The organism is Pseudomonas sp. 1121_17 (assembly GCF_052850745.1).
The window spans coordinates 104317-128769 of the sequence record NZ_VXCX01000007.1 but is presented as its reverse complement, the minus strand read 5'-3'; the positions used below and the strand labels follow the sequence as shown (position 1 = coordinate 128769).

At 62.9% G+C, this 24453-nt stretch carries 21 protein-coding genes, 1 tRNA gene and 1 pseudogene; 8 read left to right on the top strand and 15 right to left on the bottom strand.

Annotation, left to right across the window (positions count from 1 at the left end):
* Window positions 1-2: 2 nt before the first annotated feature.
* From FW789_RS14780 to FW789_RS14770, 3 genes are all read right to left on the bottom strand, one after another.
* Window positions 3-2462 (bottom strand): TonB-dependent siderophore receptor, encoded by a 2460-nt coding sequence (locus tag FW789_RS14780; protein ID WP_446431663.1) that lies wholly within the window; start codon window positions 2460-2462, stop codon window positions 3-5.
* A gap of 95 nt (window positions 2463-2557) precedes the next feature.
* Complete coding sequence (locus tag FW789_RS14775) at window positions 2558-3514, bottom strand: FecR domain-containing protein (RefSeq protein WP_446431662.1); 957 nt, start codon at window positions 3512-3514, stop codon at window positions 2558-2560.
* Window positions 3501-4016, bottom strand: coding sequence for a sigma-70 family RNA polymerase sigma factor (locus FW789_RS14770; RefSeq protein ID WP_207073605.1), 516 nt, complete (start codon window positions 4014-4016; stop codon window positions 3501-3503). Before FW789_RS14770 ends, FW789_RS14775 begins: the two co-directional genes overlap by 14 nt.
* A gap of 126 nt (window positions 4017-4142) precedes the next feature.
* Here FW789_RS14770 and FW789_RS14765 point away from each other — a divergent pair, with 126 nt between their 5' ends.
* The 3 genes and pseudogenes from FW789_RS14765 to FW789_RS14755 all read left to right on the top strand — a co-directional run bounded on the left by FW789_RS14765 (window position 4143) and on the right by FW789_RS14755 (window position 8165).
* The gene (locus FW789_RS14765) at window positions 4143-4775 is read left to right on the top strand and encodes a DNA-3-methyladenine glycosylase family protein (protein WP_103436021.1); all 633 of its coding nucleotides are present in this window, start codon (window positions 4143-4145) and stop codon (window positions 4773-4775) included.
* A gap of 128 nt (window positions 4776-4903) precedes the next feature.
* Window positions 4904-5707 (top strand): annotated as a pseudogene (ada, locus tag FW789_RS14760) (bifunctional DNA-binding transcriptional regulator/O6-methylguanine-DNA methyltransferase Ada); the annotation flags it as partial.
* A gap of 55 nt (window positions 5708-5762) precedes the next feature.
* The gene (locus FW789_RS14755; protein WP_186701384.1) at window positions 5763-8165 is read left to right on the top strand and encodes a DUF3772 domain-containing protein; all 2403 of its coding nucleotides are present in this window, start codon (window positions 5763-5765) and stop codon (window positions 8163-8165) included.
* 43 nt (window positions 8166-8208) lie between these two features.
* On the opposite strand, the gene FW789_RS14750 is transcribed toward FW789_RS14755, so the two are convergent.
* The 12 genes from FW789_RS14750 to FW789_RS14695 all read right to left on the bottom strand — a co-directional run bounded on the left by FW789_RS14750 (window position 8209) and on the right by FW789_RS14695 (window position 19407).
* Window positions 8209-9639: an aldehyde dehydrogenase family protein gene (locus FW789_RS14750; protein WP_446431661.1), complete on the bottom strand. Its 1431-nt coding sequence runs from the start codon at window positions 9637-9639 to the stop codon at window positions 8209-8211.
* A gap of 13 nt (window positions 9640-9652) precedes the next feature.
* The gene (locus FW789_RS14745) at window positions 9653-11155 is read right to left on the bottom strand and encodes a purine-cytosine permease family protein (RefSeq protein ID WP_446431660.1); all 1503 of its coding nucleotides are present in this window, start codon (window positions 11153-11155) and stop codon (window positions 9653-9655) included.
* A 98-nt stretch (window positions 11156-11253) separates the two neighbouring features.
* A complete protein-coding gene (locus FW789_RS14740; RefSeq protein WP_446431659.1) occupies window positions 11254-11643 on the bottom strand; it encodes a YybH family protein in 390 nt (129 codons plus the stop codon).
* A 326-nt stretch (window positions 11644-11969) separates the two neighbouring features.
* Window positions 11970-12527, bottom strand: coding sequence for a histidine phosphatase family protein (locus FW789_RS14735; protein ID WP_207073611.1), 558 nt, complete (start codon window positions 12525-12527; stop codon window positions 11970-11972).
* Between the two features lie 82 nt (window positions 12528-12609).
* Window positions 12610-13710, bottom strand: a complete 1101-nt coding sequence (gene ychF / locus FW789_RS14730; RefSeq protein ID WP_103436028.1) for a redox-regulated ATPase YchF — start codon at window positions 13708-13710, stop codon at window positions 12610-12612.
* Between the two features lie 22 nt (window positions 13711-13732).
* Window positions 13733-14317, bottom strand: coding sequence for an aminoacyl-tRNA hydrolase (gene pth / locus FW789_RS14725; RefSeq protein ID WP_103436029.1), 585 nt, complete (start codon window positions 14315-14317; stop codon window positions 13733-13735).
* Between the two features lie 77 nt (window positions 14318-14394).
* The gene (locus tag FW789_RS14720; protein WP_150570046.1) at window positions 14395-14991 is read right to left on the bottom strand and encodes a 50S ribosomal protein L25/general stress protein Ctc; all 597 of its coding nucleotides are present in this window, start codon (window positions 14989-14991) and stop codon (window positions 14395-14397) included.
* 123 nt (window positions 14992-15114) lie between these two features.
* On the bottom strand, window positions 15115-16056 hold the full coding sequence (locus tag FW789_RS14715) for a ribose-phosphate pyrophosphokinase (protein ID WP_099773531.1): 942 nt from the start codon (window positions 16054-16056) through the stop codon (window positions 15115-15117).
* A 47-nt stretch (window positions 16057-16103) separates the two neighbouring features.
* Window positions 16104-16178, bottom strand: a tRNA-Gln gene (locus tag FW789_RS14710).
* A 34-nt stretch (window positions 16179-16212) separates the two neighbouring features.
* The gene (gene ispE / locus FW789_RS14705) at window positions 16213-17058 is read right to left on the bottom strand and encodes a 4-(cytidine 5'-diphospho)-2-C-methyl-D-erythritol kinase (RefSeq protein ID WP_103436031.1); all 846 of its coding nucleotides are present in this window, start codon (window positions 17056-17058) and stop codon (window positions 16213-16215) included.
* A 3-nt stretch (window positions 17059-17061) separates the two neighbouring features.
* Window positions 17062-17679: a lipoprotein insertase outer membrane protein LolB gene (gene lolB / locus FW789_RS14700; protein ID WP_103436032.1), complete on the bottom strand. Its 618-nt coding sequence runs from the start codon at window positions 17677-17679 to the stop codon at window positions 17062-17064.
* Window positions 17680-17682: 3 nt separating this feature from the next.
* On the bottom strand, window positions 17683-19407 hold the full coding sequence (locus FW789_RS14695) for a tetratricopeptide repeat protein (protein WP_446431658.1): 1725 nt from the start codon (window positions 19405-19407) through the stop codon (window positions 17683-17685).
* 213 nt (window positions 19408-19620) lie between these two features.
* Here FW789_RS14695 and hemA point away from each other — a divergent pair, with 213 nt between their 5' ends.
* The 5 genes from hemA to murI are packed head-to-tail and all read left to right on the top strand — an operon-like array spanning window position 19621 to window position 24346.
* Complete coding sequence (hemA, locus tag FW789_RS14690) at window positions 19621-20898, top strand: glutamyl-tRNA reductase (protein ID WP_101316492.1); 1278 nt, start codon at window positions 19621-19623, stop codon at window positions 20896-20898.
* The gene (gene prfA / locus FW789_RS14685) at window positions 20895-21977 is read left to right on the top strand and encodes a peptide chain release factor 1 (RefSeq protein WP_101316494.1); all 1083 of its coding nucleotides are present in this window, start codon (window positions 20895-20897) and stop codon (window positions 21975-21977) included. Before hemA ends, prfA begins: the two co-directional genes overlap by 4 nt.
* Window positions 21977-22807, top strand: coding sequence for a peptide chain release factor N(5)-glutamine methyltransferase (gene prmC / locus FW789_RS14680; RefSeq protein WP_101316496.1), 831 nt, complete (start codon window positions 21977-21979; stop codon window positions 22805-22807). Before prfA ends, prmC begins: the two co-directional genes overlap by 1 nt.
* Entirely contained in the window at window positions 22801-23556 is a 756-nt protein-coding gene (locus FW789_RS14675) for a molybdopterin-synthase adenylyltransferase MoeB (RefSeq protein WP_101316498.1), read from the top strand. The genes prmC and FW789_RS14675 overlap by 7 nt, the downstream gene beginning before the upstream one ends.
* A complete protein-coding gene (murI, locus tag FW789_RS14670; RefSeq protein WP_446431705.1) occupies window positions 23549-24346 on the top strand; it encodes a glutamate racemase in 798 nt (265 codons plus the stop codon). The genes FW789_RS14675 and murI overlap by 8 nt, the downstream gene beginning before the upstream one ends.
* Window positions 24347-24453 lie beyond the last annotated feature (107 nt).

Here is a 24453-nt window from a genome sequence, read left to right as displayed (position 1 = left end):
GCTCAGAAGCTACCGCGCAGGGTCACCGAGACGTTGCGCGGATCACCCCAGTAATAGCCGGTTGGCGTCGGCGCGACCTGGCGGTAGTACTTCTTGTCGAAGATGTTGTTGGCGTTGAGCTGCAGCGAGTACTGCTGGTTGAAGCGGTAGTTGAGCATGCCGTTGTACACCGCGTAGCCCGCCTGCGACGCTTCTGCCGTGCCATTGCGGTTGTAGATATCGCTCTGCGCCTGCACCCCGCCGCCAATGGTCCACGCCTCCAGCTCGCCCGGCAGGCGGTAGCTGGTGAACAGGCGCAACATACGCTTGGGGTCGGTGGTGCGGATCGGGTTGCCGGTGCTGTTGCTGGTGTCCTTCAGGTACTCGGTGGTGTTGTAGGTGTAGCCACCGCCGACGTTCCAGCCCGGCAGCACTTCACCGGAAATCTCCAGCTCGAAGCCCTGGCTGCGGTTCTTGCCGGCAGCGACCTTGCAGTAGCCGCTGGTGTAGTTGGGCAGGCACGGGTTAGGCCCGCTGATGTCATCCAGGGCGTTGCCGACCTGATAGATGCGGAAGAACGCCAGCGAGGTATTCAACCGCCCTTCGTAGAACTCACCCTTGATCCCGGTCTCGTAGGCTTCACCAGTAGTCGGCTCGAGCACCGCGCCGCTGACCCCGGTGGCGGTCTGCGGGTTGAAGATCTCGGTATAGCTGGCGTAGGTACTGAAGTTGTCGTTGATGTCATAAATCAGCGCGGCATACGGCACGATCTTGTTGTCGACGGCGAACTTGCCGTTGGATTTGACGTTGTTTTCCTGCTCGTAGTCGTACCAGTTGTTGCGCGCGCCGATGATCGCTGTAAGCGGCTCGGCCAGGGAAATGCGCCAGGTGGCATAGGCCGCCTGCTGGGTGGTACGGGTGCGCACCGGGTGCGCGAAGATGGTGATATCCGGCTCCGGCAGGCTGGTCTTCGGGTCCCAGTTGCGCAGATCGAACTGCCCGGAGGCGACGTTGTTGGTGGCCGAGGCGTAGGAGTCGTTGCGGATCCGTTCGACGCCGAGCATCAATTCATGGGTGCGACCGAGCAGCTCGAACGGGCCGTTGAGGGTGGCGCTGAGGTTGTTCTGGATGCTCTCGCCGCCATCTCCTTCGGTGACCTGGTAATTCATCAGGTAGGGATTGCTGGTGCCAGTGGGCCGGCTGAAGAAGGTCTGCTTGAAGCCGTGGTCGTCAAGCTCAAAGTGCGTACGCTGGGCCATCAGCTTGAGCTTCCAGTCGTTGTCGAAGCGGTGCTCCAGCTCGGCGAAAGTCTGCAGATTGCTGCGGTCCCAGCGGTTCCAGTCCGAACCCAGATAGGTGCTGCGGCCAAACGGCAGCGGCTTGCCGTCGAAGTCGGCGGGCAGGTTGCCCCAGGCGCCGGTGGCGTCGAGCTTGGTCCATTCCAGGCCGGTGGTCAGCGTGGTGCTGTCGCTGAGGTCGAAGGCGAGTACGCCGTACAGCACCTCTTTGCGCTCCATGCGCGAGTTCTGGAAGTGATCCTTGTCGTCGTGCACGGCAATCATCCGGCCACGTACGTTGCCGGTTTCGGTCAGCGGGCCGGACACATCGGCCACATAGCGCTGCGCATCCCAGCTGCCCAGGGTCACGCTGCCTTCACCCTGAAACTCGGCAGTAGGGCGCTTGCGCACCAGGTTGACCGTGCCGGACGGGTTGCCGGCACCGCGCAGCATACCGGTGGCGCCGCGCAGGATCTCGGCGCGGTCGATGATCGCCGAGTCGCTCTGGATGAACGAGCCACCGCCGCTGCCTTGCACCACGGTGGCGCCGTCGTACTGAATTGCGTCGATCGCGTAGCCGCGGGAGTAGTACTGCACGCGCTCGCTGTCGGTCATGTTCACCACCACGCCCGGGGTCTGCTCGAGCAGATTGGTCAGGTTGGTGATGTTCTGGTCGTCGATCCGTTGGCGCGTGACCACCGTGACCGACTGCGGCGTGCGGCGGATGCTCTGGGCGGTTTTGCCGATGGTCACCGCGCCGGTAGTGTAGGAACCGGAATGCTCGGTAGTTTCGCCCAGACGGTCGCTTGAGATGCTGGTAGCGCCCAACTCGAGCGCGCCGCCGGCGTCGATTGCCGGGATCAGCAGGAAGCTGCTGGCGCTCTCCTGCTGGACCTGCACGTCACTGCCCTGCAGTACGATCGACAAGGCCTGGGCGCTGTCATACCGGCCTTGCACGCCTCGGGTGGTCTTGCCTTGCAGGCTGTTGGCGTCGAACGACAGACTCAGGCCGCCTTGCCGGGCCAACTGGTCCAGGGCGCTGGCCAGCGGGCCGGCGGTGATGTTCCAGTCCCGTTGCTGGTTCTGACTGACGGGGGCGGCCTGGACCAGCACTGGCAGAGCGGCGGCGCTCAGGCCGAGGCCGAGCAGGGCGGCCTGCACGGCATGCCGCAGGCGATCGGGGCGGTGGGGACGGCGGTGAATCATGCAGCGCTCCTGAAGATGATCAAGTCCACTTTTCGGGCTTTGTTCCTTCAGGCCGAGCGAGAATGAGATTCCACCTCATTTATTTTCGGGTTTTTTCAGGCAGCGTCAATGCTGACCCAGTAGCGTGTGCGGTAGTCGACGCGCAGCGGCAGGGTGCGCGCCAGCAGCAGCAGAATTTGTTCGGTATCGGCCAATTGGTAGGTACCGGACACCCTCAACCGAGCAACCTCATCTGCACAGCGCAACAACCCTGGCCGGTAGCGCGACAGCTCGCTGATGAACTCGCCAAGGGGCATCTGCTGCACGCTGAGCACACCGTCGGTCCAGGCCCAGGGATCGCCATGCAGTTGCACCGCTGACGCGGCGCCAGACATCGACAATTGCACGACCTGGCCCGCCTGTACCTGTCGCAACGGGTTGCTCTGCGAGTCAACAGTGACTGAGCCACGACGCACCGCCAGCAACAAGCCGGCGTCGTTTTCGCGCAACAGCAATTGCCCGTTCTGCGTGCTCAGCTGACCCACCCGGGTACTGACGATGAAAGGCCGGTTATCGTCGCCATTGCTGTCCAGTGTCAGCTCGCCACGCAGCAGGCTCAAATGGCGTTGCGCGCTGCTGTAGCGCAGGTCGATGGCGCTGGCGGTGTTGAGCTGGATCATGCTGCCGTCGCTGCCTTGCACCTGGCGTTGCTCGCCGGTGCCGGTACTGCTGTCGGCGAGCAGTGCCTGCAGGCCGAGGGGTTCACGCGCCGCCCAGCCGAGGCTGCCGCCAACCGCCAGCACAGCCATCAGCTTGAGCTGATCGCGGCGGCTGATGCGCTGCCGACGGCTGCCATCGAGGGTACGCCGGCTCAAGTCGCTGGGCAGGCCGGCCAGCTCTTCGCTCAGCTCGCTGACCCGTTGCCAGGCCAGGGCATTATGCGGATGGCTGGCAAGCCATTGCTGGAACTGGCGCTGGGTGCGTGCACTTGGCTCGTCGAAACGTAGCTTGACCAGCCAGTCGATGGCCTGATCGACCTGGGCCTGCGCCGGCGTGCGCTCAGAGGTCGGCATAGCGCAACCGGTAGCAGACGCCAAGTGCCTTGGCCAGGTCGCGTTCGATGGTGGCGCGGGAAACCTCCAGGCGCATGGCGATTTGGGTAATGCTCAGGCCATCCAGCTGTGCCAGCAAAAACGCCTGGCGCACCCGCGGCTTGAGTTGCTGCAGGGCGCGATCCAGGCGTTCGAGGGTATCGAGAATGATCAGCCGGTACTCTTCGCTGGGCGCTTCGCCCTCGGGCAGGCAGGCCAGGCTGTCCTGATAGGCCCGCTCCAGCGCACGTCGGCGAAACTGATCGATCATCAGGCCACGGGCGATGCTGCTCAGATAAGCGCGGGGTTCCTTCAGCGGTGATACCTGGCGTGCCCGCAACAGGCGGACGAAGGTGTCCTGAGCCAGGTCGGCAGCGTTTTCCATGCAGCCGACTCTAGTCCGCAGCCAGCCACGCAGCCAGGCATGGTGGGTTTGATAGAGCAGATCGACCTCGGACGGCTTGAGCGTGTCGTTCATCTGCATCGGATCAATGGCCCTGAACTAGAGTTAAATGCGTTTGTTAATGGTTCTCAATTCTATGGGTGAAGTAGGGTTCAGGTAAAGGCCTGGGCTAAGATGGGCGATCAGGCTCAACACAGGTTTTTGCCAATGATTGTGTCCGACCTCAGCGCGGCGGGGCTGCAGCAGGCCAGCGTTCATCTGGCAAGCATTGATCCTGACTGGGCCCGCCATGTTGCGACGATAGGCCCTTGCCTGCATCGCGCTACGCCCGGGCGGGAGCCCTATGAGGCGTTGGTGCGGGCGATTGCCTACCAGCAGTTGCACGCGCGCGCGGCCGAGGCGATCTTGCAGCGGATGCTCGCGTTATACCCGGAAGCGGCGTTTCCCAGCCCTCAGCAGTTGCTGGCGACCACTCCGTTGGCGCTGCGCGGGTGTGGTTTTTCGGCGAACAAGTTGACCACTGTGCAGGGCATCGCCCAGGCCCGCCTCGACGGCCTGGTGCCAAGCCGGGCCGAGGCGCTGGGTATGGCCGATGACGAATTGATCGAGCGGCTGGTGACGTTGCGTGGGGTCGGCCGCTGGACGGTAGAGATGCTGCTGATCTACTGCCTGGAGCGCTCGGATATCCTTCCGGTCGATGATTTTGGTGTGCGCGAGGGTTATCGGCGCATCAAGGGTCTGGACAAGGCGCCGACGCCTGCGCAGATGCGCGCGTTGGCACTACCCTTGAGCCCCTATCGGACGGCTGCGGCGTGGTATCTATGGCGTGCGGTAGGCTGACCAGTGGAACAAGCGCAAGAATCGGAGTGATCGCTGGCAGAGGCTCTGCCACGCTTTGCCCATCCCAGCCAGGAGACTGCGACATGCACCCTGTCGACACTACCAGCGCCCGGCGTACCGCATTGATTGCGCGCGCCTGCCGCCTGATCGAAACCAGTGACACCCTGCCCAGCCTCGACCAACTGGCGGTCGAGCTCGCGGTCAGCCGGTTTCATCTGCACCGCCTGTTCAAGGCCGAGACCGGCCTTACCCCCAAGGCCTATGCTTCGGCGTTTCGCGCGCAGCGCCTGCGCGAGCGCTTGCAAGGCGAGGCAGTGACCGTGACCGAAGCGCTGTTCGATGCCGGCTACAACTCCAACAGCCGCTTTTACGAAGGCGCCGGCCAACGCCTGGGCATGTTGCCCAAGCAGTACCGCGCACGTGGTGCAGGCGCGACCATCTACTTTGCCGTTGGTCAGTGCGCGCTGGGGGCCATTTTGGTGGCGCAGAGTGCGCGTGGTGTCTGCGCGATATTTCTTGGCGATGACCCTGCGCAGTTGCTCAATGACCTGCAGGATCAGTTCGCCAACGCCGAACTGATCGGTGCCGACAACCGCTTCGAGCAGTTGATCGCACAGGTAGTGGGCTTTGTTGAACAACCCGCACTGGGCCTTAACCTGCCGCTGGATGTGCAGGGCACGGCGTTTCAGGAGCGGGTCTGGCAGGCCCTGCGTGAAGTCCCGGCAGGCCAGCGCGTCAGCTATACCGACATCGCCGAGCGCATCGGTGCGCCAAAAGCCGTGCGGGCGGTAGCACTCGCTTGTGCAGCCAACCGCATCGCCGTGGCCATCCCCTGTCACCGGGTCGTTCGCCGTGACGGTGATCTGAGCGGCTACCGCTGGGGAGTTGAGCGTAAACGGCAGTTGCTGGAGAGAGAAACGGCACTTCCCTAAGCCGGCAAGCGGCGTAGAATTCGCCGCCAGCAGAGTCTGTCTATAGGTGATTTTGATGAGCCGTGTAAGCCTTGACCGTTTGTGTGTGGGGTTACTGGCCCTGCTTATGTGGGTGGCGACCCCAGCCTGGTCGGCAGGCGCTACGCCGGTATCGCAACTGCTGGCCGGTGAGATGCCGGCGCTGGAGGAAAACGCCAGCCTGGAGCAGTTGACCGATCGGCTCGACCAGATCCGCCAGGGGGTCACCAGCAATGCCAACGACGACCAGCTGTCGCAGCTGCGCCAGGCGGCCATGCAGGTGCAGCGCCAGGCCGATGCGCTGACCACCATACGCACCACCGACATCAGCCGCCTGGATGATCAGCTCAAGGTGCTTGGCGATGTGCTGCCCGACGAGGGCGAAAGCATCACCCGACAGCGTCAGCAGCTCACCAGTGACAAGAAGAAGCTACTGGCCGAGCAGAAGAACGCCACCCAGCTGACCCAGTCAGCGCGTGACTTGTCGACCCAGATCGTCAATCTGCGCCGCAGCCAGTTCAACTCGCAGGTCACCAGCCGCGCCGCCAGCCCGCTGAGCCCGGCGTTCTGGTCGAGCATGATTCGCCCGACCGACGATGACGTCGCCCGCTTGCAGGCCTTGAAGACCGAGGCCAGTGATGCCCTGGCCAGCGCGCTCAGCCCTGAACACCGCTGGCTGTTCATCGCCAGCCTGGTCGCCGCGCTGCTGGTATGGACATTGGCGCGTTTGCTGGTCGAGCGTCTGCTGGCCGATGCGATGGTCCGTTGGTTGCCTGAAGGCCGCCTGCGCCGCAGCGCCCTGGCGCTGGGCGTCAGCCTGGCCACGCTGGCGACCATTGCGGGTTCGGTGTCGCTGGTGCGCTGGGGGCTGGAGACCAGCGCCGAGCTGGGCGCCGATATCGCCAGCCTGATCAACCACGTGCTGACGCTGGTGGTGTTCAGTGCCTTCATCACCGGCCTGGGCCGGGCCATGCTGATGCTGCAGCGGCCGTCCTGGCGGCTGCCGCCGATCCCCGACGAAGTGGCCAGCGCGCTGGGCTGGTTTCCCAAGGTGCTGGCCGTAGCGCTGATGGTGCTGTTGACCCAGGAGCGGATCAACAGTGTGATTGGCACCAGCCTGGCGTTGACCGTTGCCACCAATGGTCTGACCGCTCTGGTGGTGTCACTGGTGTTCTTCGCCGCCTTGGTGCGCTACCGCCGCACCCGACGCAAGCACCAGATCGAGCGACCAACCGGCCTCGCCGGGCTGATCCCGTTCGTGATCGTGGTCTGGGTGTTGCTGATCCTGCTGGCATTGCTGGCGGGCTACCTGACCTTGGCGTACTTCCTCGCGGCGAAAATGCTCTGGATCAGCGTGGTCGTCACCTGCGCCTACCTGCTGGTGACGGTATTCGGCGACCTCTGCGAAACCCTGCTCTCGCCACGCCAGCCTGGTGGCCTGGCGTTGGCTTCGACGCTCGGCTTGAAGCCGCGTCATCAGGCCCAGGCCAGCACTGTTCTGGCTGGCATCGGCCGCACCCTGCTGCTGTTCCTCGCGGCGCTGCTGGCGCTGATGCCGTCCGGCACCAGCCCCAGCGAGCTGCTGATGAGCCTGGCTGATTGGGACGGCAGCGGCGGCAAGGTGCTCGGCAATCTGAACATCGTGCCGCAAGATATTTTCATCGCCGTGGCGATGTTCCTCGGTGGGCTGTTCGCCATTCGGGTGGTCAAGCGCTGGCTGAGCGAGCGGCTGCTGCCCGAGACCGACATGGACGCCGGCATGCGTGCCTCGCTGGTGACCCTTGTCGGCTACCTGGGCTTCCTGTTCCTGGCGATGCTGGTGATGACGACCCTGCGCATCAACCTGACCAGCCTGACCTGGGTGGTCAGTGCGTTGTCGGTGGGTATCGGTTTCGGTCTGCAGCAGATCGTGCAGAACTTCATCTCCGGCCTTATCCTGCTCACCGAGCGCCCGGTCAAGGTGGGCGACTGGGTCAGCCTGGCTGGCGTCGAAGGCGATATCCGCCGGATCAACGTGCGCGCCACCGAGATCCAGATGTCCGACCGTTCGACGGTGATCGTGCCGAATTCGCAGTTCATCTCGCAGAACGTGCGCAACGTGACCATGGGCAATGCGCTGGGGGTGGTGGGTATCACCCTGACTCTGCCGCTGGAAACCGACCCTGATCAGGTGCGTGACCTGCTGATGGCGGCGTACCACGAGCACGAGGCGATTCTGGATGCGCCGGCACCCTCGGTGACGTTCAAGGACCTTACCGCCAGCGGCATGACGCTGAGCATCAGCGGCTATGTGGCCAGCCCGCGGCAGGTCTCCGGCACCCGCAGCGACCTGCTGTTCACCGTGCTCGGCCGGTTGCGCGATGCCGACATTCCGCTGTCTTCGCCGCAGAGCATGGTGCTGGTGCAAGAAGCGCCCAAGCCCGCCGACGAACCCGCCTGATCGCGGTAGCGGCGCGCCCATTGCCGGCCAAGGGGCGCGTCGACTAGCCCAGGCAGCGGGTCACATGCTTGACTGCCTGATAGGCCGACAACCCCCATGGCCCCAGCTCGCGGCCAATGCCGCTGGCCTTCGTACCGCCCCAGGACGTTTCGACGAATACCGCTTGCACCGAGTTGATCCAGACATGGCCGACCTCAAGGCTGTCGGCGACCCGTTCGGCGCGCTGCAGGTCGTTGGAGCATACGGTAGCCACCAAGCCGAAGCGGCTGTCATTGGCATGCTCGATTGCCTGCTGTTCGGTGCTGAACCGCTGCGCGCAGAGCACCGGCCCGAAGATCTCTTCCTGCCACAGGCGGCTGCTCGCGGGCACATCGACATACAGCGTCGGGCTGACAAACCAGCCATCACGATCCACTGCCTTGCCGCCGGCCATACAGCGCAAACCTTCATCGCGGGCACTGGCAAAGTAACCCGCCACCTTCAGCCACTGCGCCTGGCTGGTCAGCGGGCCCATGTCGACCTCTTCGCGTGATGGATTACCCACCCGCAGTTGCGTCAGGGCGCTCTGCAGCTGGCTTAGCAGCGCGTCGGCGATGTCTTCCTGCACTAACAGACGTGAGGTCGCCGAGCACATCTGGCCGGCGTTCCAGGTGATGCCGGCGATGATCCAGTCAACCGCCTGCTGCACGTCGCAGTCGTCGAACACGATGATTGCCGACTTGCCGCCCAGCTCCAGTGACAGCGGCCGGCAGTGCGCCGCCGAGGCACGCATGACCTGGCTGCCGACGCCATTGCTGCCGGTGAATGACAGCTTGTCCAGGCCGGGGTGGCCGCTGAGCGCGGCGCCAGTTTCGGCTTTGCCGTTGACGATGTTCAGCACGCCTGCGGGCAGGCCGATCTGACTGGCGATTTCGCCGTAGGCCAGCTCCGCCAGTGGCGTGACTTCGGAGGGCTTGAGCACCACCGTGCAGCCTGCCGCCAGGGCCGGGGCGAGCTTCCAGGCGCTGGTGACCAGCGGGAAGTTCCACGGCACGATCAAGCCAACCACACCGATCGGTTCCAGCCGCGTACGCGAGGTGAAGCCTGGCACTGCCAAGGGTACTTCGCGGTTGCTCGCCGGCGATTGCTCGGCCAGCGCTGCGTAATAGGTGAAGGTCGCAACGGCGTCATCGAGGTCGACTTCAGCCTCGTGGCGGGGCTTGCCGTTGTTGCGCATCTGCAGGGCGACCAACGCTTCACGACGCGCCGTCAGCTGCTCGGCGAAGCCGTGCAAGAGGCGGGCGCGCTCACTTGCCGGGGTGGCTTTCCAGGCCGGCAGCGCCTGTCGCGCGGCGGTAACCGCCAGGTCAACCTGGGCCGTGCTGGCGGCCATCAGCTCGGCGAATGGCGCGCCCAGCGCGGGGTCGTGGACGGTGATGCAGTCAGTGCCTTGGCCTTCGACCCAGCAGCCATCGATGTAGTTGAACGTGTTCATGGGCAGATTCCAGTCAGGCCATTTCGGCGGCAGAAGTTACCGGTTGTGGCGCGCTGTTTCTGCAGCGCACCCAGCGCGGGCCGTTCGGCCCATACACGCCAGCGGGTTCGGGGAACAGTCTGAGCAGGCTCAGGTAGAGCAGGGCGGCGATGCCGAGAGTTACCGGCAGGCTCACGTCGATACCGCCGGCCAGTTCACCCAACGGCCCAACGAACTGCCCTGGCAGGTTGACGAAGCACAGGCCCAGCGCTGCGCTGGGCAGCCAGGCGCCCATGCCGCGCCAGTTCCAGCCATGCAGAAACCAGTAGTGGCCGCCGCGCTGGCCGCGGGTGAACACTTGCAGGTCATCGGCGTGGTAGAAGCCACGACGGGTAATCAGGCCGAGGATCATGATCACCATCCACGGGCTGGTGCAGGTGATGATCAGCACGGCGAAGGTCGACACGCTCTGCACCAGGTTGAAGGTAAAGCGGCCAAGGAAGATGAAGCCGATTGCTGCCACGCCAATCAGCAAGGTGGCTGCGGCGCGGCTGAGCAGCCGCGGGAACACGCTGGACATGTCCAGCCCGGTGCCATACAGCGCGGTGGTACCGGTCGACATGCCGCCGATTACCGCAATCAGGCACACCGGCAAGAAGAACCAGCTCGGCGAAATCGCCAGCAGGCCGCCAACATAGTTGTTGACAGCGATATAGTCAGGCGCCTGGCTGGCGACCAGTGTGGCCGTGCACAGGCCGAACAGAAACGGGATCAAGGTGGCGGCCTGGGCGCAAATCACGGCCAGCATGATCCGCGCTTTTGGCGTTTCGCGCGGGATGTAGCGTGACCAGTCGCCGAGAAACGCGCCGAACGACACCGGGTTGCTCATGGCCAGGATCGCCGCGCCGACAAACGCCGCCCAAAAGCCTGCCTGGCCGACATTGACGCTACCCGCGTAGCCCGCATCGAAGGGCCCGGCGAAGGCGAAGATGCCCAGCAGAAACAGCAGGCTCGATGCCCACACGGCGATCTTGTTGACCCACAGCATGAAGCGAAAGCCGTAGATGCACACCACCAGCACCAGCACCGCGAACAGGCCGTAGGCCAGGCCCAGAGTCACGTCGGTTTCCGGCAATCCGACCAGGCGCTTGGCGCCGCCGACCAATGCATCGCCGGAACTCCACACCGACAGTGAAAAGAACGCCACGGCGGTCAGCAGTGACAGCAACGAGCCGACGATGCGCCCGTGCACGCCGAAGTGCGCGCCGGAGGAGACTGCATTGTTGGTGCCGTTCAGCGCACCGAACAGGCCCATCGGGGCAAGAATCAAGGCGCCGACACCAACACCCAGCAAAATCGCCCAGAACCCGGCCTGGAACGACAGGCCGAACAGCACCGGGAAGCTGCCGAGCACGGCAGTGGCAAAGGTATTGGCGCCGCCGAAAATCAGGCGGAACAGGTCCAGAGGGGTGGCATGGCGTTGCGCGTCGGGGATTTGCTCGACGCCATTGCTCTCGATACCGGTCGAGTGGCTCATGTTGATGCTCCAGCGCGGTTGTTGTGGTCGGCGCAAGGCGCGGACGCTTTTATGGGTGCGTTGGCAGGTGCGGCAGGGCCGCAAGGGTTACCGCTGGCTCAGGCTGGCGAAACCCTCGAAAGGTGTTCATGGCACGCGAGCCAGCGGGTGTTGTGGCGGCGGAACAGGATGGTCTCGCGCTCGGCCAGTTGTTGTTCTTCACCGTTGATAGTGATGCGGGTGGCGACGCTGTGGATGAAGATTGCCAGGTCGCCCTGCAGGGAGATGGTGGCGTTGCTCGATTGGCAATCGAGCACTTTGAAGCCTTCCTCTTGCCACTGTTGCCAAAGGGCTTGGTAGGCCTGGCGCGAGAGCAGCGGCTGGGGGAGGGTATGGAAGACGAAGGTTGCATCTTCGCTGAAACAGGCGAAGTAGCGCTCGGTGTCGTTGCTGGCGAAGGCGGCTACCAGCTCGGCGGCGGCCTGGCTTACCTGGAGGGTCTGGTCCACTGCGGTGGTCTCACGGTTATTGTGATTATGGTGGGGGGAGTTTGCGCAGGGTTGGTGGGGGGAAAAATCTGCTGGGTGAAATAATTAGTTCAGGGATTTGTGAAGTGATTTTGGGGGATGGGGATTGTGTGTTGTACCGTGAGGGTAGGTGCCGGTTGGCTTGGGAGTAGCTTACTGTTGCTGTGGGCTTATCGGTGTTTGTGGTGGTAGGGCCAGTAGGTCACCGAGCGGGATAGCCGGGGCCGCTTTGCGGCCCTTTCGCGACACAAGGCCGCTCCCACAGGTCATTGATCACTGGCCATGGCGGCCTTGCAGGCGCAAACCACTCAGCTACGCCGATACACCACAGCACTCCAATACCCACTATCACCGGACGCCTGCCGCACCCAGCCTGCAGCCCGCAACCGCTTGCCAATAAACCGATTCATGATCCCGTGCCCAACCAACAACACCGGCCCACCCTCAGCCATCGACTGCAACCGCCGAGCCCCGTCATCCGCCCGCGCACCGGCCGCCTTGGCCGACTCAACCCCAGCCGAATAGCCGCACAACCAGAGCACCCGCAGCACAGCCGCCCAGGTAAACGGCGAAAGCTTCGCCAACCGCCCACGGCCACCCGGCAACTGCGCCTCGCAGAACACCGCATCAACCACAACAGGCTCGACCCCAAGCGCCTGCGCTGAGCTGAGCGCTCGCGGCGCGCTGCTGCAGACAACTACCTGCGACCCGGTCGCCAACTGCACGCTGGCAGCAGGTGCCGGATCCTGGGTGATGACTGAACGATCATAGTCTTCGATCCAACTCCGCATATCACCGAGGGCAACTCGACCGGTCACAGCCAGTTGCGGTTGGCCATGACGCATAAGAATAATCTGCTGTTCCATGCTGCTCTGCTTCCTTGTTGAATTCGCCACAAAAAAAATCCGACGCCAAGGCATCGGATTTTTCACATCAACCTGAAACCAATCAGACGTTGAAGCGGAAGTGCATCACATCGCCGTCTTTGACGATGTAATCCTTACCTTCCAGGCGCCACTTGCCTGCTTCCTTGGCGCCGCTCTCACCTTTGAACTGGATGAAGTCGTCATAGGCGACTACTTCAGCACGGATGAAGCCTTTCTCGAAGTCGGTGTGGATCACGCCAGCCGCCTGCGGTGCGGTAGCACCGATGCGCACGGTCCAGGCGCGCACTTCCTGCACGCCGGCGGTGAAGTAGGTCTGCAGGTTGAGCAGCTCGTAACCGGCGCGAATCACCCGGTTCAGGCCAGGCTCTTCCAGGCCCAGGGCTTCGAGGAACATGTCCTTCTCTTCGCCGTCATCGAGCTCGGCAATCTCGGCCTCGATCTTGTTGCATACCGGCACCACCACTGCGCCTTCTTCTTCAGCAATCGCGCGCACTACATCAAGGTGCGGGTTGTTGTCGAAGCCGTCTTCAGCAACGTTGGCGATGTACATCACCGGCTTGCTGGTCAGCAGATGGAAGCCACGGATCACGGCCTTCTCGTCGTCAGCCATGGTCTTCATAAGGCTGCGCGCTGGTTTGCCTTCAGTGAAGTGCGGGATCAGCTTCTCGAGGATGGCCTTCTGCGCGAGGGCCTCCTTGTCACCGCCCTTGGCATTGCGGGTGACTTTCTGCAGTTGCTTCTCGCAGCTGTCGAGGTCGGCGAAGATCAGCTCGAGGTCGATGATCTCGATGTCACGCTTGGGGTCGACGCTGTTGGAGACGTGAATCACGTTCTCGTCTTCGAAGCAGCGCACCACGTGGGCGATGGCGTCGGTCTCGCGGATGTTGGCGAGGAACTTGTTGCCCAGGCCTTCACCTTTGGAGGCACCAGCAACCAGGCCGGCGATGTCGACGAACTCCATGGTGGTCGGCAGGATGCGGTTCGGCTTGACGATTTCAGCCAGAGCCGCGAGGCGCGCATCCGGCATCGGCACGATACCGCTGTTCGGCTCGATGGTGCAGAAGGGGAAGTTCTCAGCCGCGATGCCGGACTTGGTCAGCGCGTTGAACAGGGTGGACTTGCCGACGTTGGGCAGGCCGACGATGCCGCAATTGAAACCCATGGAAATTCCCCTCTTGGTGAGATCAGGCCTTCTGGCTGTGCAGCTCGCGCATGGCCTTGGCGAAGTCGCCGGCGAGCACGTCCGGCAGCACGCCGAGGGCAAAGTCGATGCTGGCGTCGAGCTTGTCCTGTTCGGCGCGCGGTGCGCGGCCAAGGACGAAGTTGGAGACCAGCTTGGCGTCACCTGGGTGGCCGATGCCAAGCCGCAGGCGATGGAAGTCGTTCTGGTTGCCGAGTTGCGCGATGATGTCGCGCAGCCCGTTGTGCCCACCATGGCCGCCACCTCGTTTGAGTTTGGCGACGCCCGGAGGCAGGTCGAGTTCGTCGTGAGCCACCAGAATGGCCTCCGGTTTGATCCGGAAGAAATTGGCCAAGGCCGCCACGGACTGGCCGCTGCGGTTCATGTAGGTGGTGGGGATCAACAGACGAACGTCGTTGCCCTGATGGCTGAATTTTGCCGTCAGGCCGAAATATTTGCGATCAGCAGTGAGTGAAACCCGCTGGGCGCTGGCAATGCGTTCAACGAAAAGAGCCCCTGCGTTATGCCGGGTCTGTTCGTATTCGGGGCCGGGGTTACCCAGGCCGACGATCAACTGGATGGCGGTCACGTAGGGGCTCTTCCTTGGAGTTGGTGGGTCACAGTGCTGGGCACTGTAACCCGGTCAACACCGGCGCGCCGAGTAGATTACTCAGCAGCGCCTTCTTCAGCGTCAGCAACAACGCGCGGAGCGTGAACGTTGGCAACAGCTTTGTCATCACCGTGGGCCAGAGCAACGAACTCTACGCCTTTAGGAGCTTTCAGGTCCGACAGGTGGATGATGGTGCCGATTTCAGCGTTAGCCAGGTCAACTTCGATGAACTCTGGCAGGTCTTTGGCTTCGCAGGAAACTTCGATCTGAGCTTCAACGTGCGAGATCTCGCCGCCTTTCTTGATCGGTGCTTCTTCGTTGATGAAGTGCACTGGAACCTGAGCGGTCAGTTTCTGGCCAGCGACAACACGGATGAAGTCGGCGTGCATGATGAACTGCTTGACCGGGTGACGCTGCAGAGCCTTGACGATGACGTTCTGCTTGGCGCCGTCAACGTTCAGCTCGATCACGTGGCTGAAGGCAGCTTCGTTTTCGAACAGCTTGGCGATTTCCTTCAGAACGAAGGTCACGGACTCAGCTTCTTTGTTGCCACCGTAGATGACGGCAGGGATGCTCTGCGTGTGACGCAGGCGGCGGCTCGCACCTTTCCCCAGGTCAGTACGCTTGATTGCGTTCAGGGTAAAATCAGTCATTTTGTTTCTCCAAAATAGCCAGCACCCGCAGGCGTTTGCGACCAGCGCCAAACGGGGTGGGCAAAAAAGCCCCGCCCCGACATAAGGGTCGGGGCGGGGCGCTTTTCGTCAACGGGGTTCCGCTTAGCGGAACATCGCGCTGATCGATTCTTCGTTGCTGATGCGGCGAACCGCTTCAGCGACAACCGGTGCAATATCCAACTGGCGGATACGGTCACAGGCTTGAGCAGCGGCCGACAGCGGAATGGTGTTGGTCACCACCAGCTCGTCGAGTACCGACTTCTCGATGTTCTCGATCGCTCGGCCCGACAGAACCGGGTGCGTGCAATAGGCGTAAACCTTGGCAGCGCCGTGTTCTTTCAGAGCCTTGGCCGCGTGGCACAGTGTGCCGGCGGTGTCGACCATGTCGTCTACCAGGATGCAAGTGCGCCCTTCGACGTCGCCGATGATGTGCATCACTTCGGAGTGATTGGCCTTTTCACGGCGTTTGTCGATGATACCCAGATCGACACCCAGCGACTTGGCAACAGCCCGTGCACGCACGACGCCACCGATGTCTGGGGAGACGATCATCAGGTTCTCGAAACGCTGGTCTTCGATATCGTCGACCAATACGGGCGAGCCGTAGATGTTGTCGACCGGGATATCGAAGAAACCCTGGATCTGGTCAGCGTGCAGGTCGACAGTGAGAACACGGTCGATACCCACGACAGTGAGCATGTCAGCGACAACCTTGGCGCTGATGGCTACACGTGCCGAACGCGGACGGCGGTCCTGGCGGGCGTATCCGAAGTAAGGAATCACGGCGGTGATTCGGGAGGCTGAGGAGCGGCGGAAGGCGTCGGCCATCACTACCAGTTCCATCAGATTATCGTTGGTCGGAGCGCAAGTCGGCTGAATGATGAAGACGTCTTTACCGCGGACGTTTTCATTGATCTCAGTGCTGATCTCACCGTCGGAGAACTTACCGACAGAAACATCACCAAGTGGGATATGCAGCTGACGTACGACACGTCGAGCCAGATCGGGGTTAGCGTTCCCCGTAAAGACCATCATCTTGGACACGCGCAGTACCTGAAGGCTGAGGGTATACCTGGATGAGTATAGGAAAATGGCAGGGGCGGCTGGATTCGAACCAACGCATGGCAGGATCAAAACCTGCTGCCTTACCGCTTGGCGACGCCCCTGTATCTGTTGCTGCGAGTACTGTGTACTCGACTTCTAGAGCAGACTCTGTAGCTTGCGATGCAACATCGAAACGTTGCTTCCTTTTGCCACAAACCCTGTTTGAGTCTCTGAAAGAAGGGCCAGAACTTTATCAGCTTCGGCTTTGCTTGGGAAGGCCCCAAACACGCAACTTCCAGTGCCGGTTAATCGAGCTTCAGTATATTTACCAAGAAGATTCAACGCATTGCGAACTTCCGGGTAACTTTGCTCTACCACCGGTTGGCAGTCATTTCGACTGTTTCCCTCGGGAACGGGGCGCATCTTAAGGGGGAGGGAATCACGTGTCAACTGCGGATGTGAAAAAATTTCCGCTGTGCTGACAGACACTTGCGGCACCAGCACGACATACCACGGCTCGACCGGATCGACCGGGGTGAGCTGCTCGCCAACCCCTTGGGCGAAGGCGGCATGGCCGCGCACGAACACCGGTACATCGGCGCCCAGGCTCAGTCCCAGCGCAGCCAGGCGATCAAGGTCCCAGCCCAGTTGCCACAGATGGTTGAGGCCGAGCAGGGTGGTCGCGGCGTCGGAGCTGCCGCCGCCAATGCCGCCGCCCATGGGCAGAAGCTTCTCCAGCCAGATATCCACACCTTGAATGCAGCCTGACTGCTGCTGCAATTGGCGCGCAGCGCGCACGATCAGGTTGCTGTCGTGGTCGACTCCGGGGACGTCCGTCTGCAGGCGCACCTGATCGTCGTCGCGCAGGGCAAAGCGCAACTGGTCAGCGTGGTCAAGAAACTGAAACACGGTTTCCAGCTCATGGTAACCGTCATCGCGGCGGCCAATGATATGCAGCCACAGGTTCAGCTTGGCCGGTGCCGGCAGGCTCAGCGTGGTCATCGATCAATGCCCCAGTTGCCGCGGTTGCCAGTCTTTGACCACCAGGGTGACGTCGATGTCCTTGCCATGCAGCTTGATTCGCTCTGGCAGCCAGTAGCCATTCTGCTCGGTGTAGCTCAGGTACTGCACCTGCCAGCCATCCTGGTTCAGGCTGGCCAGGCGGCTGTCCTGGTCGAGAGTCAGTTGGCTCTTGCTGTCGGGGGCGGGCAGGCCGCGCACCCACCAGACCAGATGCGACACCGGCAATTCCCAGCCAAGCTGTTCGGCGAGAAGGGCTTCCGGGCTTGGCGCTTCATAGCGGCCCTGGTTTGCTACCTCCAGCACCACGCCGCCGGGGCGACCGGTCAGACGCGCCGCACCGCGGCCGAGCGGGCCAGCCAGGCGGATGTCGTAGTAATCCTGGCGCTGCAGCCAGAACAAGGTGCCGCTGCCGGAGTCCTTGGGCGCGCGGATGCCGACCTTGCCGTTGATCTGCCAGCCGTCGAGGCTGCTCAGCTGTTGTTTGTGTTGACGCCACAGTTGTGGGTCGCCCTGGCCCTGTACGGCTTCACGACTACCAAAGCTGCTGCAGCCAGCGAGCACGGCGATCAGGGTAAAGGTAAGGCAATGACGCAAAAACATGGCTTAGAGATTCTCTGATCCGGTCAGGCGCAAGACGGTCTTGCGCAGGACACTGCTGTCGGGTTGGGTTTCGAAGGCTTTGGCCCAGACCTGGCGCGCTTCGCGGCGTTTGCCATTGGCCCAGAGCACTTCGCCCAGGTGGGCTGCCACTTCGTGATCGGGGAAGCGCACCAACGCCTGGCGCAGGTAGCGCTCGGCCTCATCCAGATTGCCCAGGCGATAGTTCACCCAGCCAAGGCTGTCGAGCACGGCAGGGTCGTCCGGGGTCAGTTGGTGGGCTTTTTCGATCAGGGCTTTGGCTTCGGCATAGCGCGTGGTGCGGTCGGCCAGGGTGTAGCCGAGAGCATTCAGGGCCATGGCGTTTTCCGGCTCGCGGGTGATGATTGCGCGCAGGTCCTTTTCCATCTGGCCGAGGTCGTCACGCTTTTCGGCGAGCATGGCGCGGGTATATAGCAGGTTGATGTCGTCCGGGTAGCGCTTGATAGCTTGCTGCAGTACTTGGTCGGCCTGCGCCGGCTTGTCGTTGTTGCCGTAGCTTTCGGCCTCGATCAGGTACAGCTGGATGGCGTAGTCGGGCTGCGCTTCGCGGGCTTCGGCGAGCAGGCGCGAGGCCTCGCGGCCGCGGCCGTTGGCGATGAGGATGTCGGCCTGGCGCAGTTGCGCCGGCAAGTAGTCAGCACCTGGGCCCACCAGTGCGTATTCGCGCAGCGCCGCTTGCGGGTCGTTGCGCTGCTCGCGGATCCGGCCCAGGTTAAGGTGCGCGGCATCAACGTTGCTGTCGCGTTCGACCAGCTCTTGCAGATAGCCTTCGGCCTCGTCCCAGTCCTTGTTTTCCAGGCATACCAGCGCCAGGGAATAGCGCAGTTCGTCGTCCTCCGGGTACTGCTGGAGCATGCTTTCGAACTCGGCCTTGGCGTCGCCGATGCGGTCCTGTTCGACCAAGGTGCGCGCGTAGGTCAGGCGCAAGCGCTTGTCTTCCGGGTTGTCGCGGATTGCTCGGCGCAGCAGTGGCAGTGCTTCAGGGCCGCGGTCGAGGGCTTGCAGCAAGCGTGCACGGAGCAGGATCGGAGCGATTTCGCCATTTTGCGGTGGGTGCTGCTCCAGCAGAGCCAGCGCTTGCTCCGGTTTGTCGTCCTGATTGAGCAGCAGCGCCTTGCCGAAGATCAGTTGGCCGTTCTCGGGGTACTTCACCAACAGGCGCTCGAAGCTCTGCATCAAGCCGTCCCGGGTGCTTTGATCGGTCTCGGCGGCAGACAGCGCGAGGAAGTCGAAATGGGTATCGCCCTTACCTTGCAGGACCTTTTCCATGAACACCATCGACTCGTCGTAGCGCCCGCCACGCGCCAGCTGGATCGCGGCGGCGCGTTGGGCGTCGAGGTTGTCCGGGTCGTTGCGGGCCCAGATCAGCGCGGTATCCAGCGCCGGTTCGTCGGCACCAAGGTACTCGGCAATGCGGAAGGCCCGCTCGGAGACGCCTGGGTCCTGGGTTTTCTCGGCCTGGTCCACGTAGTTGGCCAGGGCGATATCGAAACGGTTGCGCTGGCCGGCCAACTCGGCGACGAGCAGGCTGTAGAGGGTTTCCGGCTTGAACGATCCGTACACCACGGGCTTTTCCTGCGCAGCCTTGGCGGCCTCTGCAGCAGGCGGCTCGGCGGCGTTCTGCGGGGCCAGGCTTTGGCAGCCCTGCAGCAGGGCGAAGGTGAGCAGCAGTGCGTGGGATCTATTCATAGATAAGGTATAAAAGTGCTATCCGGCGGTCGCAGCATGATGACACAAGCGCAGTGGCAAACCCACCTGCGAAGCCATACCGCGTGATTAAGAATCAGGCGCGTGTAGTGGCCATCATGGCCACGATCTATTACGACAATAGTGAACGGTGGTTGTTCTGGAACCTGCGAAGTAGGACAATTATCGGCTTCACGTCACAACCAGCGACCTTGCATGGCCTTTCTTGCACTTGGTATCAACCATAAGACTGCCTCGGTAGACGTACGCGAGCGCGTGGCGTTTACGCCCGAGCAACTGGTCGACGCCCTGCAGCAGCTCTGCCGACTGACCGCCAGCCGCGAGGCAGCGATCCTGTCGACCTGCAACCGCAGCGAGCTTTACATAGAGCAGGACCAGTTGACCGCCGACGCGGTGCTGCAATGGCTGGCCGACTACCACCAGCTCAGCGTAGATGAACTGCGCGCAAGCGCCTACGTGCATGAGGAACATGACGCCGTGCGGCACATGATGCGGGTCGCCTCCGGGCTGGACTCGCTGGTGCTGGGCGAGCCGCAGATCCTCGGCCAGATGAAGTCGGCCTACGCCGTGGCGCGTGAGGCTGGCACCATCGGGCCGCTGCTGGGGCGCCTGTTCCAGGCCACCTTCAGCGCCGCCAAGCAGGTACGGACCGACACCGCGATCGGCGAAAATCCGGTGTCGGTGGCGTTTGCCGCGGTCAGCCTGGCCAAGCAGATCTTCAGTGACCTGGGCCGTAGCCAGGCGCTGCTGATCGGTGCTGGCGAAACCATCACCCTGGTTGCCCGCCATCTGCATGAGCAGGGCGTGCGCCGTATCGTCGTGGCCAACCGTACCCTGGAGCGGGCAAGCATGCTCGCCGAGCAGTTCGGCGCCCATGCCGTTCTGCTGGCGGACATCCCCCAGGAGCTGGCGCACAGCGACATTGTTATCAGTTCCACCGCCAGCCAGTTGCCGATCCTGGGCAAGGGCGCGGTCGAAAGCGCGCTGAAGCAACGCCGGCACAAGCCGATCTTCATGGTCGACATTGCCGTGCCGCGCGACATCGAAGCGCAGGTCGGCGAGCTGGATGACGTCTATCTGTATACCGTTGATGACCTGCATGATGTCGTCGCCGAGAACCTCAAAAGTCGCCAGGGCGCGGCGCAGGCTGCCGAAGAGCTGGTTGCGGCCGGCGCCGGCGACTTCATGGTTCGCCTGCGCGAGCTGGCTGCGGTCGACGTGCTCAAGGCCTACCGCCAGCAGAGTGAACGGCTGCGCGATGAAGAGCTGCAGAAGGCCCAGCGGCTGCTGGCCAACGGCGGCAACCCGGAGGACGTGCTGGCCCAGCTGGCCCGAGGGCTGACCAACAAATTGCTGCACGCACCCAGCGTGCAGCTGAAAAAGCTCTCGGCCGAGGGCCGCGTCGATGCGCTGGCCATGGCCCAGGAACTCTTTGCCCTCAACGAGGGCTCCACGGACAAACCCCCGCAATGAAAGCGTCGCTGCTGAATAAACTGGATATCCTCCAGGACCGCTTCGAGGAACTGACTGCCCTGCTCGGTGATGGCGAGGTCATTGCCGACCAGACGCGCTTCCGGGCCTATTCCAGGGAATACGCCGAAGTCGAGCCGGTGATGAGCGCCTACCAGGAATGGCGCAAGGTCCAGGCTGACCTCGAGGGCGCGCAGGCGCTGCTCAAGGACAGCGACCCGGACATGCGCGAGATGGCCGTCGAGGAAGTCCGCGAAGCCAAGGAGCAGTTGGTCGAGCTGGAGTCGCAGCTGCAGCGCATGCTGCTGCCCAAGGACCCCAACGACGGTCGCAACGTGTTCCTTGAAATCCGTGCTGGCACCGGCGGCGACGAGGCGGCGATTTTCTCCGGCGACCTGTTTCGCATGTACTCGCGTTACGCCGAGAAGCGTGGTTGGCGCCTGGAAATTCTGTCCGAGAACGTCGGCGAGCACGGCGGCTATAAAGAGATCATCGCGCGCATCGAAGGTGATAACGTCTACGCCAAGCTCAAATTCGAGTCCGGCGCGCACCGTGTACAGCGGGTGCCGGAGACCGAATCGCAAGGGCGTATCCATACCTCCGCCTGCACCGTGGCAGTGCTGCCCGAGCCCGACGAGCAGGTCGCGATCGAGATCAATCCGGCTGACCTGCGTGTAGACACCTACCGGGCCTCCGGTGCTGGCGGTCAGCACATCAACAAGACCGACTCGGCGATCCGCATCACCCACTTGCCGACCGGCATCGTGGTCGAGTGCCAGGAAGAGCGTTCCCAGCACAAGAACCGCGCCCGCGCCATGTCCTGGCTGTCGGCCAAGCTCAACGACATCCAGACCAGCGCTGCACAGAACGCCATTGCCAGCGAGCGCAAGCTGTTGGTCGGCTCGGGTGACCGCTCCGAGCGCATTCGCACCTATAACTATCCGCAGGGACGGGTGACCGATCACCGCGTCAACCTGACCCTGTACTCCCTGGATGACATCCTCGCCGGCGGCGTCGATGCCGTGATCGAACCGTTGCTGGCCGAATACCAGGCCGATCAATTGGCTGCCCTGGGGGACTGATGACCATTATTGCCAGCCTGCTGCGCAACGCACAGTTGCCAGATTCGCCGACCGAACGGCTCGATGCCGAGTTGCTGCTGGCGGCTGCCCTAGGCAAGTCGCGCAGTTTTCTCCACACCTGGCCTGAGCGCATCGTCAGCAGTGAGGCCGCGCAGGTGTTTGCCGACTATCTCGCGCGCCGCCGTGACGGCGAGCCGGTGGCTTATATTCTCGGTCAGCAGGGGTTCTGGAAGCTCGACCTCGAGGTTGCGCCAGACACCCTGATCCCGCGGCCCGATACCGAGCTGCTGGTTGAAACCGCCCTCGAGCTGCAAGCCGGCGGCCCGGCGCGGTTGCTCGATCTGGGCACTGGAACCGGCGCGATCGCCTTGGCCCTGGCCAGCGAACGCCCGGTTTGGCAGGTGGTTGCAGTAGACCGGATCGACGCCGCCGTGGCGCTGGCCGAGCGTAATCGTCAGCGCTTGCAGTTGAGCAACGTCGAGGTGCGCAAGAGCCACTGGTTCGACGCCCTGGCTGGCGAGCGCTTCGCGATGATTCTGAGCAACCCGCCGTATATCCGTGCTGCCGACCCGCATCTGGTCGCTGGCGATGTGCGCTTCGAGCCGAGCAGTGCCCTGGTGGCAGGTGACGATGGCCTGGATGACCTGCGCGTGATCATTGCCCAGGCGCCTGAGCACCTCGTCGAAGGCGGCTGGTTGTTGCTCGAGCACGGCTACGATCAGGCTGATGCTGTGCGTGAACTGCTCAGCCAACAGGGCTTCACCGAGGTCGCCAGCCGGCGTGACCTGGGCGGCCACGAACGCATCTCGCTGGGGCGCCTGCCATGCTGAGTGATCAGGAACTGCTGCGCTACAGTCGGCAGGTCCTGCTGGCTCAAGTCGATATCGACGGCCAGTTGCGGCTCAAGCAGAGCAAGGCGCTGGTGGTCGGCGTCGGCGGCCTCGGCTCGCCGGTGGCGTTGTACCTGGCAGCGGCGGGGGTTGGCGAGCTGCACCTGGCCGACTTCGACACGGTCGACCTGACCAACTTGCAGCGGCAGATCATCCATGACACCGACAGTGTCGGCATGGGCAAGGTCGACTCGGCGATCAGGCGCCTGCAGGCGATCAATCCGGAGATCAAGCTGGTTGCGCACCGCTTGGCGCTGGACGAGGATTCCCTGGCAGCGGCTGTGTCAGCGGTCGATGTAGTGCTGGATTGCTCGGATAACTTCACCACCCGCGAGGCGGTCAATGCCGCGTGCGTAGCTGCGGCCAGGCCTTTGGTCAGCGGCGCGGCGATTCGCCTCGAAGGCCAGCTGTCGGTGTTCGACACACGGCGCGACACCAGCCCTTGCTACCACTGCCTGTACGGCCACGGCAGCGAGGCCGAACTGACTTGTAGTGAAGCCGGCGTGATCGGTCCGTTGGTGGGCCTGGTCGGTAGCCTGCAGGCACTCGAAGCACTCAAGCTGCTGGCCGAGTTCGGCGAGCCGCTGGTTGGCCGCCTGTTGCTGATCGATGCGCTGACTACGCGCATGCGCGAGCTGCGGGTCAAGCGTGACCCTGCCTGCGCCGTGTGCGCTCAGCGCCATGGCTGAGCGCTCGGCGCCGGTCGGCGTGATGGACTCGGGGGTCGGCGGCTTGTCGGTGCTCGCCGAGATCCAGCGCCGGCTACCGAACGAATCACTGCTATACGTGGCCGACAGTGGTCACGTTCCCTACGGCGAAAAATCCCCTGACTACATCCGCCAGCGCTTGCGCCATATCGCTGAGTTTTTTCAGCAGCAAGGTGCCAAGGCAATGGTGCTGGCCTGTAATACCGCGACCGTCGCCGCCGTAGCCGATCTACGCGAGCAGTACCCGCAGTGGCCGTTGGTGGGGATGGAACCTGCGGTCAAACCGGCGGCGGCGGCGACTCGTTCAGGCGTAGTGGGAGTGCTGGCTACCACCGGTACTCTGCAAAGTGCCAAATTTGCCGCCTTGCTCGACCGCTTCGCCAGCGACGTCCGCGTCATCACCCAGCCCTGCCCGGGGTTGGTCGAGCGGATCGAGGCGGGTGACCTGATCAGCGCCGAGTTGCGCCGGTTGCTCGCAGGCTATGTTCAACCGCTGCTGCAGGCGGGTTGTGACACGCTGATTCTGGGCTGTACGCATTATCCCTTCTTGCGTCCGCTACTGGCCGAACTGGTTCCGGCAGATGTAGCGATCATCGATACCGGGGCTGCGGTGGCCCGGCAACTTCAGCGTTTGCTCGGCGAACGTGAACTGTTGGCAGAGGGGCCGGCGCAGCAGACCGCCTTCTGGACCAGCAGTGATCCGGACAATTTAAGAAAAATCCTACCTTTGTTGTGGAAGAAGTCCGACAGTGTGCGAAGCTTCCCATTGTAAAAAAAAAGTGAAAAGCCACCTAGAAAGCTGAACTATCGTACAAGCTTTGATTTCTATTAGGTGCCGATGGGGCATAACACTTAAAACAGCAAAGGAAAGGGATGTTT